We start from the raw sequence: 13,497 nt of genomic DNA, 5'->3' as shown, positions 1-13,497 counted from the left end.
AGTGAACAAGTGGTTGATTCCAGCGGTTACCGCCGTGGCTTTGCTCAGCGGTTGCTCCAGCGTACAGCGCGGCTCGATCCCGGTTGTGGATTCCGGCAGCGCAGTGTCGAACAGTGAGCGGATTTCGGCGAATGGCGGTTTCCGTCAGACCACCGTGAAACGTCCTGCACAAGCCCAGACCCAGGCGATCCCGCAAGGCGATACCGGTGTGGTGGTGATGGTTCCGGGGGGGGGCGCGGTTTCCTCGGCACCGATCAGCACGTCGCCGATCACGCCGGGCCCGATTACCCCAGGTCCGATTGATACGTCGCCGGTTCAGTCCGCGCCGGTCAATCAGGGCAGCTACAGCATGCCATCGACGCCGAGCGGAATTCCGTCGGCCAGTACCGGTGGCGGTTTGTCTGCCGATGAACAGCTCGATGGCCCAGTGTTGGCGCTGCTGACCACCGCTCAACAGCAACAGGCCACTGGCGACCTCAACGGTGCATCTTCCAGCCTGGAGCGCGCCCAGCGTGTGGCGCCGCGTGAGCCGCAAGTGCTTTATCGCCTGGCGCAAGTGCGCATGGCCCAAGGCGATGCGCCGCAAGCCGAGCAGTTCGCTCGTCGTGGGCTGACGTTTGCCAATGGCCGCCCGGATCTTCAAGCCAGCCTGTGGGAATTGATCGCTCAGGCGCGTGAGAAACAGGGTGATTCCGCGGGTGCTTCGCAGGCACGTCAGAAGGCCAAGGTTTCGCTGTGATGGATGCACGTTTCCCAAAGATTGCCGAGCAGTTGCTGCTGATCGAGCGTGAGCTGCGGATTCAGGGCTGGTGGGACGAAGTCGCGCCGAGTGCTGAAGCGTTGTCGAGTGTCGAGCCGTTTTCGGTCGACACCCTGGACTTCGAGCAATGGCTGCAATGGATTTTCCTGCCGCGCATGAAGGCGATCCTCGAGCAGGATCTGCCATTGCCCAATGCGTCGGGCATTCAGGAGATGGCCGAAATGGTCTTCGCCGCCCGCAACGTTCAGGGCAAGGATCGGCAGCTTCAGGTTCTGCTCAAAGAGTTTGACCTGCTGATCACCGCCTCTCGCTAACGCGCTGCGCAGGAGCCCGTAGGAGCACGTAGGAGCTGTCGAGTGAAACGAGGCTGCGATCTTTTGATCTTGCTCCTAAAAAAAACATCAAAAGATCGCAGCCTCGTTTCACTCGACAGCTCCTACAGAGAGCGTTATTGGCAGTTATCCGCAATCTGTTTCTGTGCCTCGGTAATACGCTCCTGACGTGTCTGGTCAGTCAGGCGTTGCATCTCGCCATCGACCTCTTCCCGTAGTCGCGGATTGTTCTGCAGTTGAGCAAGGTTCGTCCGCGCCTGCTCACAGAACACCTTGAGCTGGGCTTGCTGCTCGGCCACCTGCTTTTTAACCGTCTTGTCGATGGCCTGCTGATCGCCGAGCACATTGCTGCGCTCAGGTGCGGGCGGTTTGCCGGTGGGTGCGGCGGGCGTGACCACCGTGGTGGTCTGCTGGCCTTGGGGCGGCTGGGCATCGAAGTGAGTCACGCCTTGGGCGTCGACCCACTTGTAGATCTGCGCGGCCATGCACAAAGGGCTCAGGCTGATCAGCAGACTGGCGGTGAAGAAGAACGTACGCATGCCATTTCCTTGTCATAAGTTGCGCAATTGAAGCTAACACACGCGAGGTTTACGGGTTTTTTCTTGCGTTCTCATGTGCTTACTTACAATAAAGCACATAGACGACTTGACTTGCAGGGGACGAAACAGAAGAATCCAAAGTCCGCTGTAGAGGGACTGCCAGAAGCAGGCCCACTCGGCAGATCATGAGGCGCATACCCGCGCCGACCTGTAACACCCGCAACGCGTTACCTCGCGCTGGGTGGGAAAGCCCCGCAACACTTGGGACGATCCCAATACTTGCTCAGTCAGTGCTGACGTAGTCGGCGACCACCGTCGCTCATGCTCTGCCGAGAAGTAAACCTATTAAGACCCGTCCTTTTTTGTGTGGACGGTATTCTGGCGTTTTAGAGGTGAACAACGTGGAGCTTTTATCTGGCGGTGAGATGCTCGTCCGCTTTTTGCGTGACGAAGGCGTCAAATATATTTACGGGTACCCGGGTGGTGCTCTTCTTCATGTCTACGATGCCCTGTTCAAAGAACCGGAAGTGACCCACATCCTGGTTCGTCACGAACAAGCGGCTACCCATATGGCTGACGGCTATGCCCGTGCCACCGGTAAAGCCGGCGTGGTACTGGTGACTTCCGGTCCTGGCGCAACAAACGCCATCACCGGTATCGCCACTGCCTATATGGACTCCATTCCAATGGTGGTCATTTCCGGCCAGGTGCCTAGCACCATGGTAGGCACCGACGCGTTCCAGGAAACCGACATGATCGGTATCTCCCGGCCGATCGTGAAGCACAGCTTCATGATCAAGCACGCCTCGGAAATCCCGGAAGTCATGAAGAAAGCGTTCTACCTGGCGCAATCCGGTCGTCCTGGTCCGGTCGTTGTCGATATTCCGAAAGACATGACCAACCCGGCCGAGAAGTTCGAATACGTCTTCCCGAAAAAAGCCAAGCTGCGTTCCTACAGCCCGGCCGTTCGCGGTCACTCCGGGCAAATCCGCAAGGCAGCAGAGATGCTCCTGGCGGCCAAGCGTCCTGTGATGTACGCAGGTGGCGGCGTGATCCTCGGTGGTGGCTCCGCGCCGCTGACCGAATTGGCGAAGATGCTCAACCTGCCAGTGACCAATACCCTGATGGGCCTGGGTGCCTACCCTGGCACCGACCGTCAGTTCATCGGCATGCTCGGCATGCACGGCAGCTACACCGCCAACCTGGCAATGCACCATGCCGATGTGATCCTGGCAGTCGGTGCGCGTTTCGATGACCGTGTGATCAACGGCCCGGCGAAGTTCTGCCCGAACGCCAAGATCATTCACATCGACATCGACCCGGCTTCGATCTCCAAGACCATCAAGGCCGACGTACCGATCGTCGGTCCGGTCGAGAGTGTCCTGACCGAAATGGTCGCGATCCTCAAGGAAATCGGCGAGCCCCCGAACAAGGAGTCCGTGGCCAGTTGGTGGAAGCAGGTTGATGAGTGGCGCGGTGATCGCGGCCTGTTCCCTTACGACAAGGGCGACGGCAGCGTCATCAAGCCGCAGACCGTGGTCGAAACCTTGTGCGAAGTGACCAAGGGCGATGCTTATGTTGCGTCCGACGTGGGCCAGCACCAGATGTTCGCGGCGCAGTACTACAAGTTCAACAAGCCGAACCGCTGGATCAACTCCGGCGGCCTGGGCACCATGGGCTTCGGTTTTCCGGCGGCCATGGGCATCAAGTTGAGCTTCCCGGATGCCGACGTCGTCTGCGTGACGGGCGAGGGCAGCATCCAGATGAACATCCAGGAACTGTCCACCTGTCTGCAATATGGCTTGCCGGTCAAAATCGTCATCCTGAACAACGGTGTTCTGGGTATGGTTCGCCAGTGGCAAGACATGAGTTACGGCAGCCGTCACTCGCACTCCTACATGGAATCGTTGCCTGACTTCGTCAAGCTGGCCGAGGCCTATGGTCACGTCGGCGTACGCATCACCGAATCGAAAGATTTGAAGTCGAAGATGGAAGAAGCGTTCGCCATGAAGGATCGCCTGGTGATCATCGATGTTTCGGTCGACACCAGTGAGCACGTCTACCCGATGCAGATCAAAGACGGCTCCATGCGCGATATGTGGCTGAGCAAGACGGAGCGTACTTAATCATGCGGCACATTATTTCCTTGCTTCTGGAAAACGAACCTGGCGCTCTGTCTCGTGTAGTCGGCCTGTTTTCGCAGCGCAACTACAACATCGAAAGCCTGACCGTGGCACCGACCGAAGACCCGACCCTGTCGCGCCTGACGTTGACCACTGTCGGCCATGATGAAGTGATCGAGCAGATCACCAAGAACCTGAACAAGCTGATCGAAGTGGTCAAATTGGTCGACCTGTCGGAGAGTGCTCACATCGAGCGCGAACTGATGCTGGTCAAGGTCAAGGCCACTGGCGCCCAGCGCGCCGAGATCAAGCGCACTACCGATATTTACCGTGGGCAGATCGTCGATGTCAGCGCCAGCGTGTATACCGTTCAACTGACCGGTACCAGCGACAAGCTCGACAGCTTCATTCAGTCCATCGGCACCGCCTCGATTCTGGAAACCGTCCGTAGCGGCGTAACCGGCATTGCTCGCGGCGACAAAGTACTCAGCATCTAAACCAAATTAGCGAATGGCCTGAACGGCCTGGATATATAGGGGAATTTCATGAAAGTTTATTACGAAAAAGACTGCGACCTGTCGATCATCCAGGGCAAGAAAGTTGCCATCATCGGTTACGGTTCCCAGGGCCACGCTCAAGCGTGCAACCTGAAAGACTCCGGCGTTGACGTTACTGTTGGTCTGCGTAAAGGTTCGGCCACTGTTGCCAAAGCCGAAGCTCACGGCCTGAAAGTGACTGACGTTGCTTCCGCTGTTGCTGCTGCCGACCTGGTCATGATCCTGACCCCGGACGAGTTCCAGTCTGCTTTGTACAAGAACGAAATCGAGCCGAACATCAAGAAAGGCGCCACCCTGGCCTTCTCCCACGGCTTCGCGATCCACTACAACCAGGTTGTTCCGCGCGCTGACCTCGACGTGATCATGATCGCGCCGAAAGCACCGGGCCACACCGTGCGTTCCGAGTTCGTCAAAGGCGGCGGTATCCCTGACCTGATCGCTATCTACCAGGATGCTTCGGGCAACGCCAAAAACGTTGCACTGTCCTACGCCGCTGGCGTTGGTGGCGGTCGTACCGGCATCATCGAAACCACTTTCAAGGACGAGACCGAAACCGACCTGTTCGGCGAACAAGCCGTTCTGTGCGGCGGCACCGTTGAACTGGTTAAAGCCGGTTTCGAAACCCTGGTTGAAGCTGGCTACGCGCCGGAAATGGCCTACTTCGAATGCCTGCACGAACTGAAACTGATCGTTGACCTCATGTACGAAGGCGGCATCGCCAACATGAACTACTCGATCTCCAACAACGCTGAGTACGGCGAGTACGTGACCGGTCCGGAAGTGATCAACGCCGAATCCCGTCAGGCTATGCGCAACGCCCTGAAACGTATTCAGGACGGCGAATATGCCAAGATGTTTATCAGCGAAGGCGCAACCGGCTATCCTTCGATGACCGCCAAGCGTCGTAACAACGCCGCTCACGGTATCGAAATCATCGGCGAGCAACTGCGCTCCATGATGCCGTGGATCGGTGCCAACAAGATCGTCGACAAAGCCAAAAACTAAGTCGCACGCTTGTACGGAAAACGCGGCCTAGGCCGCGTTTTTTCGTTTGGATCGCCGGTTCTGGTATAAAGCTGCATCGTTTGCGGCCGAACCGTCGTCCCAGACACCTGTCGAAACTTTCCACCCTGTTGCAAGGTAATGTCCATGAGCGAACGTCCCGAAGAGCCAAACAAGGCTCCTGACGCCGAAAGTCTGCTGCCCATCGATGAACACATCGAGGAAGGGCATGACGCTGAAGGTCGTAAAGTCCGGCATCGTGGTATCTATCTTCTGCCGAATCTTTTTACCACTGCGAATCTGTTCGCAGGGTTCTACTCCATCATCAATTCGATGAGTGCACAGGCCGCCCTGAGCGCCGGTGACTCGGTCAATGCGAGCAAGTATTTTGCATTCGCCGCCATCGCGATTTTCGTCGCCATGGTGCTCGACGGCCTGGATGGCCGGGTTGCGCGCATGACCAATACCCAAAGCGCATTCGGTGCCGAGTACGACTCGCTGTCGGACATGGTTGCCTTCGGTGTTGCGCCGGCGTTGTTGGCCTTTGGCTGGGCTCTGGGTGATATGGGCAAGGTCGGCTGGATGGTTGCCTTCATTTATGTGGCCGGCGCGGCGTTGCGCCTGGCGCGGTTCAACACCCAGGTTGGCACCGCAGACAAGCGCTACTTCATTGGCCTGGCCAGCCCGGCTGCCGCTGGTGTGGTGGCGGGGATTGTCTGGGCATTCAGTGATTACGGCATCCAGGGTTCCAAGATGTCGTTCCTGGTGGCGTTGATGGTGGCGGCTGCCGGCATGTTGATGGTCAGTAACATCAAGTACAACAGCTTCAAGGAGCTGGACTTGAAGGGGCGGGTGCCTTTCGTGGCGATCCTGGCCGTAGTGCTGGTGTTTGCCGTGGTCTTCAGTGATCCGCCGCGCATTCTGCTGCTGGTATTCCTCGGGTATGCAGCCTCTGGCCCGGTTCAATATCTGTTGCGTCTTCGTCGGCACAAAAACGCCGAGTGATGTAATTTCCCTCATACTCCGCAGTCTGTTGGTGCATCTGTCCTCCAATGCTGCGGAGTAGCCATGCTGATCAAAGTCCCCAAAGCGTCCGACTGCCTAGAGTCGGACGTCACGCCTGAATCCTTCTATCTATCTCGTCGTAAAGTGCTCGGTGCTGCCGTGGCCGGGTTGGCCGTGAGCAGTCTTCCTCGTTGGGCGAATGCTGACGATGCTGCGCGTTATGCCGATGTCGAGCCTGGCAAGGCGCCTTCCTGGTTTGCCGAAAAGCTGCCTTCTACTAAATGGGGGGCGGTCAACGTCAAGGATGAGGCGATCACTCCGTTCAAGGACGCGACCCACTACAACAACTTCTACGAGTTCGGCACGGATAAAGGTGATCCGGCGGCCAATGCCGGTGTGCTGAAGACCGAGCCGTGGAGCGTGGTTGTGGACGGGGAAGTGGGCAAACCGGGAAGGTATGCGCTGGAAGACTTCATGAAGCCTTATCAGTTGGAGGAGCGGATCTATCGCCTTCGCTGTGTGGAGGCGTGGTCGATGGTCATTCCCTGGATAGGCTTTCCCATCTCGGCGCTACTAAAAGAAGTCGAGCCAACCTCCAAAGCCAAATACATTCGCTTCGAGACGCTGGAGGACCCTAAGGTCATGCCCGGACAGCGCTCCGGTTTTGCCTTGATCGACTGGCCTTATGTGGAAGGGCTGCGCCTGGATGAGGCGATGAATCCGTTGGCGATTCTTGCGGTGGGCATGTATGGCCGGGAATTGCCGAATCAGAATGGCGCGCCACTGCGGTTGGTGGTGCCGTGGAAGTACGGCTTCAAGAGCGTCAAATCTATCGTGCGGATCAGTCTGGTCAGCGAACAGCCGAAGACGACCTGGCAGAGCATTGCGGCGGATGAGTATGGGTTCTATGCGAACGTGAACCCTACGGTCGATCACCCGCGGTGGACCCAGGCGCGGGAGCGGCGTTTGCCGAGTGGTCTGTTCAAGCCCAATGTGCGGGACACGCAGATGTTCAATGGTTACTCGGATGAAGTCGCCTCTTTATATACAGGGCTCGATTTGCGGAAGAACTACTGATGCGGTTTCCGTTTTGGCGAATAGGCGTCTTTATAGCAGCAGCGGTATGGCCGTTGATTTGGTTGTATCAGGCTTGGGCTGATGTGCTGGGGCCTGATCCGGGCAAAGTGCTGGTTGATCGGCTGGGGTTGGGGACACTTGTCCTGCTGCTTATTACATTGAGCATGACGCCCCTGCAGAAGTTGACCGGTTGGGCGGGGTGGGTGGCGGTTCGGCGGCAGCTAGGGCTGTGGTGCTTTGCCTATGTCGTCCTGCATATGAGTGGGTATACGGCTTTCATTCTTGGTTTTGACTGGTCGCAGTTGGGCGTCGAGTTGCGCAAGCGGCCTTACATTATTGTCGGGACGCTGGGGTTTCTTTGTTTGCTGGCGCTGGCCGTGACATCCAATCGTTACAGTCAGCGACGTTTGGGGGCTCGCTGGAAGAAGCTGCATCGACTGGTTTATGTGATTCTCGGTCTCGGGCTGCTGCATATGTTGTGGATCGTTCGTGCGGATCTGAAGGAGTGGGTTGTCTATGCTTCTATAGGTGCGTTGCTGATAGTGCTGCGTCTGCCCCCTGTAGCCCGTCGAATCCCGCGTTTAATGACCAAAAAGACACCTTCTGCAAGAAAGGCGTAATTAAGGGTTGACGGCAGATTCTGGAAGTCTATAATTCGCCCCACTTCCGGCGCAGTCGAAACGGAAAACTCCTTGGTAAACAAAGAGTTACGCAGGTTTCGGCAGTGAGTTGCTTCAGTTCATCGAGGCACGAAAGGAGTTGAAAAAGAGGTGTTGACAGCAGCGAGTAATGCTGTAGAATTCGCCTCCCGCTAACGAGAGATCGAAAGCGCAAGTGGTTGAAGTTACAAAGGAAACTTTGAAAACTTCTTAAAATAACCGCTTGACAGTAACTGGCGCTGCTGTAGAATGCGCGCCTCGGTTGAGACGAAAGAATCAACCCACCGCTCTTTAACAACTGAATCAAGCAATTCGTGTGGGTGCTTGTGGAGTCAGACTGATAGTCAACAAGATTATCAGCATCACAAGTTACTCCGCGAGAAATCAAAGATGTAACCAACGATTGCTGAGCCAAGTTTAGGGTTTCTTAAAAACCCAAAGATGTTTGAACTGAAGAGTTTGATCATGGCTCAGATTGAACGCTGGCGGCAGGCCTAACACATGCAAGTCGAGCGGCAGCACGGGTACTTGTACCTGGTGGCGAGCGGCGGACGGGTGAGTAATGCCTAGGAATCTGCCTGGTAGTGGGGGATAACGCTCGGAAACGGACGCTAATACCGCATACGTCCTACGGGAGAAAGCAGGGGACCTTCGGGCCTTGCGCTATCAGATGAGCCTAGGTCGGATTAGCTAGTTGGTGAGGTAATGGCTCACCAAGGCGACGATCCGTAACTGGTCTGAGAGGATGATCAGTCACACTGGAACTGAGACACGGTCCAGACTCCTACGGGAGGCAGCAGTGGGGAATATTGGACAATGGGCGAAAGCCTGATCCAGCCATGCCGCGTGTGTGAAGAAGGTCTTCGGATTGTAAAGCACTTTAAGTTGGGAGGAAGGGCATTTACCTAATACGTAAGTGTTTTGACGTTACCGACAGAATAAGCACCGGCTAACTCTGTGCCAGCAGCCGCGGTAATACAGAGGGTGCAAGCGTTAATCGGAATTACTGGGCGTAAAGCGCGCGTAGGTGGTTTGTTAAGTTGGATGTGAAATCCCCGGGCTCAACCTGGGAACTGCATTCAAAACTGACAAGCTAGAGTATGGTAGAGGGTGGTGGAATTTCCTGTGTAGCGGTGAAATGCGTAGATATAGGAAGGAACACCAGTGGCGAAGGCGACCACCTGGACTGATACTGACACTGAGGTGCGAAAGCGTGGGGAGCAAACAGGATTAGATACCCTGGTAGTCCACGCCGTAAACGATGTCAACTAGCCGTTGGGAGCCTTGAGCTCTTAGTGGCGCAGCTAACGCATTAAGTTGACCGCCTGGGGAGTACGGCCGCAAGGTTAAAACTCAAATGAATTGACGGGGGCCCGCACAAGCGGTGGAGCATGTGGTTTAATTCGAAGCAACGCGAAGAACCTTACCAGGCCTTGACATCCAATGAACTTTCCAGAGATGGATTGGTACCTTCGGGAACATTGAGACAGGTGCTGCATGGCTGTCGTCAGCTCGTGTCGTGAGATGTTGGGTTAAGTCCCGTAACGAGCGCAACCCTTGTCCTTAGTTACCAGCACGTTAAGGTGGGCACTCTAAGGAGACTGCCGGTGACAAACCGGAGGAAGGTGGGGATGACGTCAAGTCATCATGGCCCTTACGGCCTGGGCTACACACGTGCTACAATGGTCGGTACAGAGGGTTGCCAAGCCGCGAGGTGGAGCTAATCCCAGAAAACCGATCGTAGTCCGGATCGCAGTCTGCAACTCGACTGCGTGAAGTCGGAATCGCTAGTAATCGCGAATCAGAATGTCGCGGTGAATACGTTCCCGGGCCTTGTACACACCGCCCGTCACACCATGGGAGTGGGTTGCACCAGAAGTAGCTAGTCTAACCTTCGGGAGGACGGTTACCACGGTGTGATTCATGACTGGGGTGAAGTCGTAACAAGGTAGCCGTAGGGGAACCTGCGGCTGGATCACCTCCTTAATCGACGACATCAGCTGCTCCATGAGCTCCCACACGAATTGCTTGATTCATTGAAGAAGACGATAAGAAGCAGCCCGAAATTGGGTCTGTAGCTCAGTTGGTTAGAGCGCACCCCTGATAAGGGTGAGGTCGGCAGTTCGAATCTGCCCAGACCCACCAATTTTGCTTGTGTGGGAACGCCTGTAGAAATACGGGGCCATAGCTCAGCTGGGAGAGCGCCTGCCTTGCACGCAGGAGGTCAACGGTTCGATCCCGTTTGGCTCCACCACTACTGCTTCTGTTTGTTGAAAGCTTAGAAATGAGCATTCCGCCAAAACGGTGATGAATGTTGATTTCTAGTCTTTGATTAGATCGTTCTTTAAAAATTTGGGTATGTGATAGAAAGATAGACTGAACGTTACTTTCACTGGTAACGGATCAGGCTAAGGTAAAATTTGTGAGTTCTCTTAGTTGAGAAATTCGAATTTTCGGCGAATGTCGTCTTCACAGTATAACCAGATTGCTTGGGGTTATATGGTCAAGTGAAGAAGCGCATACGGTGGATGCCTTGGCAGTCAGAGGCGATGAAAGACGTGGTAGCCTGCGAAAAGCTTCGGGGAGTCGGCAAACAGACTTTGATCCGGAGATGTCTGAATGGGGGAACCCACCTAACATAAGTTAGGTATCTTAAGCTGAATACATAGGCTTAAGAAGCGAACCAGGGGAACTGAAACATCTAAGTACCCTGAGGAAAAGAAATCAACCGAGATTCCCTTAGTAGTGGCGAGCGAACGGGGACTAGCCCTTAAGTGGCTTTGAGATTAGCGGAACGTTCTGGAAAGTACGGCCATAGTGGGTGATAGCCCTGTACGCGAAAATCTCTTAGTCATGAAATCGAGTAGGACGGAGCACGAGAAACTTTGTCTGAATATGGGGGGACCATCCTCCAAGGCTAAATACTACTGACTGACCGATAGTGAACTAGTACCGTGAGGGAAAGGCGAAAAGAACCCCGGAGAGGGGAGTGAAATAGATCCTGAAACCGTATGCGTACAAGCAGTGGGAGCCCACTTTGTTGGGTGACTGCGTACCTTTTGTATAATGGGTCAGCGACTTATTTTCAGTGGCGAGCTTAACCGAATAGGGGAGGCGTAGCGAAAGCGAGTCTTAATAGGGCGTCTAGTCGCTGGGAATAGACCCGAAACCGGGCGATCTATCCATGGGCAGGTTGAAGGTTGGGTAACACTAACTGGAGGACCGAACCGACTACCGTTGAAAAGTTAGCGGATGACCTGTGGATCGGAGTGAAAGGCTAATCAAGCTCGGAGATAGCTGGTTCTCCTCGAAAGCTATTTAGGTAGCGCCTCATGTATCACTGTAGGGGGTAGAGCACTGTTTCGGCTAGGGGGTCATCCCGACTTACCAAACCGATGCAAACTCCGAATACCTACAAGTGCCGAGCATGGGAGACACACGGCGGGTGCTAACGTCCGTCGTGAAAAGGGAAACAACCCAGACCGTCAGCTAAGGTCCCAAAGTTATGGTTAAGTGGGAAACGATGTGGGAAGGCTTAGACAGCTAGGAGGTTGGCTTAGAAGCAGCCACCCTTTAAAGAAAGCGTAATAGCTCACTAGTCGAGTCGGCCTGCGCGGAAGATGTAACGGGGCTCAAACCATACACCGAAGCTACGGGTATCACTTAGGTGATGCGGTAGAGGAGCGTTCTGTAAGCCTGTGAAGGTGAGTTGAGAAGCTTGCTGGAGGTATCAGAAGTGCGAATGCTGACATGAGTAACGACAATGGGTGTGAAAAACACCCACGCCGAAAGACCAAGGTTTCCTGCGCAACGTTAATCGACGCAGGGTTAGTCGGTCCCTAAGGCGAGGCTGAAAAGCGTAGTCGATGGAAAACAGGTTAATATTCCTGTACTTCTGGTTATTGCGATGGAGGGACGGAGAAGGCTAGGCCAGCTTGGCGTTGGTTGTCCAAGTTTAAGGTGGTAGGCTGGAATCTTAGGTAAATCCGGGATTCTAAGGCCGAGAGCTGATGACGAGTGTTCTTTTAGAACACGAAGTGGTTGATGCCATGCTTCCAAGAAAAGCTTCTAAGCTTCAGGTAACCAGGAACCGTACCCCAAACCGACACAGGTGGTTGGGTAGAGAATACCAAGGCGCTTGAGAGAACTCGGGTGAAGGAACTAGGCAAAATGGCACCGTAACTTCGGGAGAAGGTGCGCCGGTGAGGGTGAAGCATTTACTGCGTAAGCCCATGCCGGTCGAAGATACCAGGCCGCTGCGACTGTTTATTAAAAACACAGCACTCTGCAAACACGAAAGTGGACGTATAGGGTGTGACGCCTGCCCGGTGCCGGAAGGTTAATTGATGGGGTTAGCTAACGCGAAGCTCTTGATCGAAGCCCCGGTAAACGGCGGCCGTAACTATAACGGTCCTAAGGTAGCGAAATTCCTTGTCGGGTAAGTTCCGACCTGCACGAATGGCGTAACGATGGCGGCGCTGTCTCCACCCGAGACTCAGTGAAATTGAAATCGCTGTGAAGATGCAGTGTATCCGCGGCTAGACGGAAAGACCCCGTGAACCTTTACTATAGCTTTGCACTGGACTTTGAATTTGCTTGTGTAGGATAGGTGGGAGGCTTTGAAGCGTGGACGCCAGTTCGCGTGGAGCCAACCTTGAAATACCACCCTGGCAACTTTGAGGTTCTAACTCAGGTCCGTTATCCGGATCGAGGACAGTGTATGGTGGGTAGTTTGACTGGGGCGGTCTCCTCCTAAAGAGTAACGGAGGAGTACGAAGGTGCGCTCAGACCGGTCGGAAATCGGTCGTAGAGTATAAAGGCAAAAGCGCGCTTGACTGCGAGACAGACACGTCGAGCAGGTACGAAAGTAGGTCTTAGTGATCCGGTGGTTCTGTATGGAAGGGCCATCGCTCAACGGATAAAAGGTACTCCGGGGATAACAGGCTGATACCGCCCAAGAGTTCATATCGACGGCGGTGTTTGGCACCTCGATGTCGGCTCATCACATCCTGGGGCTGAAGCCGGTCCCAAGGGTATGGCTGTTCGCCATTTAAAGTGGTACGCGAGCTGGGTTTAGAACGTCGTGAGACAGTTCGGTCCCTATCTGCCGTGGACGTTTGAGATTTGAGAGGGGCTGCTCCTAGTACGAGAGGACCGGAGTGGACGAACCTCTGGTGTTCCGGTTGTCACGCCAGTGGCATTGCCGGGTAGCTATGTTCGGAATAGATAACCGCTGAAAGCATCTAAGCGGGAAACTAGCCTCAAGATGAGATCTCACTGGGACCTTGAGTCCCCTGAAGGGCCGTCGAAGACTACGACGTTGATAGGTTGGGTGTGTAAGCGCTGTGAGGCGTTGAGCTAACCAATACTAATTGCCCGTGAGGCTTGACCATATAACACCCAAGCAATTTGCTTGCTTCGAGCTGAAAAGCGAAAGAGCACC

General features: G+C 55.0%; 9 protein-coding genes, 2 tRNA genes and 2 rRNA genes. 12 read left to right on the top strand and 1 reads right to left on the bottom strand.

From position 1 onward, the window contains the following. Position 1: 1 nt before the first annotated feature. On the top strand, positions 2-739 hold the full coding sequence (locus tag LOY68_RS27155; protein WP_054055329.1) for a tetratricopeptide repeat protein: 738 nt from the start codon (positions 2-4) through the stop codon (positions 737-739). Further along, positions 739-1,074, top strand: a complete 336-nt coding sequence (locus LOY68_RS27150; RefSeq protein WP_054055327.1) for a YqcC family protein — start codon at positions 739-741, stop codon at positions 1,072-1,074. Before LOY68_RS27155 ends, LOY68_RS27150 begins: the two co-directional genes overlap by 1 nt. Positions 1,075-1,208: 134 nt before the next feature. Here the strand turns inward: LOY68_RS27150 and LOY68_RS27145 are convergent, their stop codons facing one another. Then, positions 1,209-1,631 carry a DUF4124 domain-containing protein gene (locus tag LOY68_RS27145; RefSeq protein ID WP_265040926.1) on the bottom strand — a complete coding sequence of 141 codons (423 nt, stop codon included), beginning with the start codon at positions 1,629-1,631 and terminating at the stop codon, positions 1,209-1,211. 401 nt (positions 1,632-2,032) lie between these two features. On the opposite strand from LOY68_RS27145, the gene LOY68_RS27140 reads away from it, so the two are divergent. From LOY68_RS27140 to LOY68_RS27095, 10 genes are all read left to right on the top strand, one after another. Then, positions 2,033-3,757 (top strand): acetolactate synthase 3 large subunit, encoded by a 1,725-nt coding sequence (locus LOY68_RS27140; protein WP_265040925.1) that lies wholly within the window; start codon positions 2,033-2,035, stop codon positions 3,755-3,757. Positions 3,758-3,759: 2 nt separating this feature from the next. Then, the gene (gene ilvN, locus LOY68_RS27135; RefSeq protein ID WP_003176102.1) at positions 3,760-4,251 is read left to right on the top strand and encodes an acetolactate synthase small subunit; all 492 of its coding nucleotides are present in this window, start codon (positions 3,760-3,762) and stop codon (positions 4,249-4,251) included. A 48-nt stretch (positions 4,252-4,299) separates the two neighbouring features. Then, positions 4,300-5,316 (top strand): ketol-acid reductoisomerase, encoded by a 1,017-nt coding sequence (gene ilvC, locus LOY68_RS27130; protein WP_007948647.1) that lies wholly within the window; start codon positions 4,300-4,302, stop codon positions 5,314-5,316. Positions 5,317-5,460: 144 nt separating this feature from the next. Further along, positions 5,461-6,318, top strand: a complete 858-nt coding sequence (gene pssA, locus LOY68_RS27125; protein ID WP_163911846.1) for a CDP-diacylglycerol--serine O-phosphatidyltransferase — start codon at positions 5,461-5,463, stop codon at positions 6,316-6,318. Between the two features lie 63 nt (positions 6,319-6,381). Next, positions 6,382-7,395 (top strand): protein-methionine-sulfoxide reductase catalytic subunit MsrP, encoded by a 1,014-nt coding sequence (gene msrP / locus LOY68_RS27120; RefSeq protein ID WP_265040924.1) that lies wholly within the window; start codon positions 6,382-6,384, stop codon positions 7,393-7,395. Beyond that, positions 7,395-8,015, top strand: a complete 621-nt coding sequence (gene msrQ / locus LOY68_RS27115; protein ID WP_265040923.1) for a protein-methionine-sulfoxide reductase heme-binding subunit MsrQ — start codon at positions 7,395-7,397, stop codon at positions 8,013-8,015. The genes msrP and msrQ overlap by 1 nt, the downstream gene beginning before the upstream one ends. A 486-nt stretch (positions 8,016-8,501) precedes the next feature. After that, a 16S ribosomal RNA gene (locus tag LOY68_RS27110) occupies positions 8,502-10,040 on the top strand. Between the two features lie 82 nt (positions 10,041-10,122). Next, a tRNA-Ile gene (locus tag LOY68_RS27105) sits at positions 10,123-10,199 on the top strand. A 33-nt stretch (positions 10,200-10,232) separates the two neighbouring features. After that, positions 10,233-10,308: transfer RNA gene (locus LOY68_RS27100), tRNA-Ala, on the top strand. Positions 10,309-10,555: 247 nt separating this feature from the next. Continuing rightward, positions 10,556-13,447, top strand: a 23S ribosomal RNA gene (locus LOY68_RS27095). The 16S and 23S rRNA genes sit together here with 2 tRNA genes alongside, the layout of an rRNA operon. The last annotated feature ends 50 nt before the right edge of the window (positions 13,448-13,497 follow it).

The sequence above is a fragment of the Pseudomonas sp. B21-053 genome, from assembly GCF_026016365.1.
In the GTDB taxonomy this organism is placed as follows: Bacteria; Pseudomonadota; Gammaproteobacteria; order Pseudomonadales; family Pseudomonadaceae; genus Aquipseudomonas; species Aquipseudomonas nunensis.
This window is presented reverse-complemented; position numbering and strand designations above follow the sequence as displayed.

Excerpts from the sequence above, each read along its gene's own strand:
- msrP (WP_265040924.1), top strand. The coding sequence starts at position 6,382 with ATGCTGATCAAAGTCCCCAAAGCGTCCGACTGCCTAGAGTCGGACGTC.
- ilvC (WP_007948647.1), top strand. The coding sequence starts at position 4,300 with ATGAAAGTTTATTACGAAAAAGACTGCGACCTGTCGATCATCCAGGGC.
- ilvN (WP_003176102.1), top strand. The coding sequence starts at position 3,760 with ATGCGGCACATTATTTCCTTGCTTCTGGAAAACGAACCTGGCGCTCTG.
- msrQ (WP_265040923.1), top strand. The coding sequence starts at position 7,395 with ATGCGGTTTCCGTTTTGGCGAATAGGCGTCTTTATAGCAGCAGCGGTA.
- LOY68_RS27150 (WP_054055327.1), top strand. The coding sequence starts at position 739 with ATGGATGCACGTTTCCCAAAGATTGCCGAGCAGTTGCTGCTGATCGAG.
- pssA (WP_163911846.1), top strand. The coding sequence starts at position 5,461 with ATGAGCGAACGTCCCGAAGAGCCAAACAAGGCTCCTGACGCCGAAAGT.
- LOY68_RS27145 (WP_265040926.1), bottom strand. The coding sequence starts at position 1,631 with ATGCGTACGTTCTTCTTCACCGCCAGTCTGCTGATCAGCCTGAGCCCT.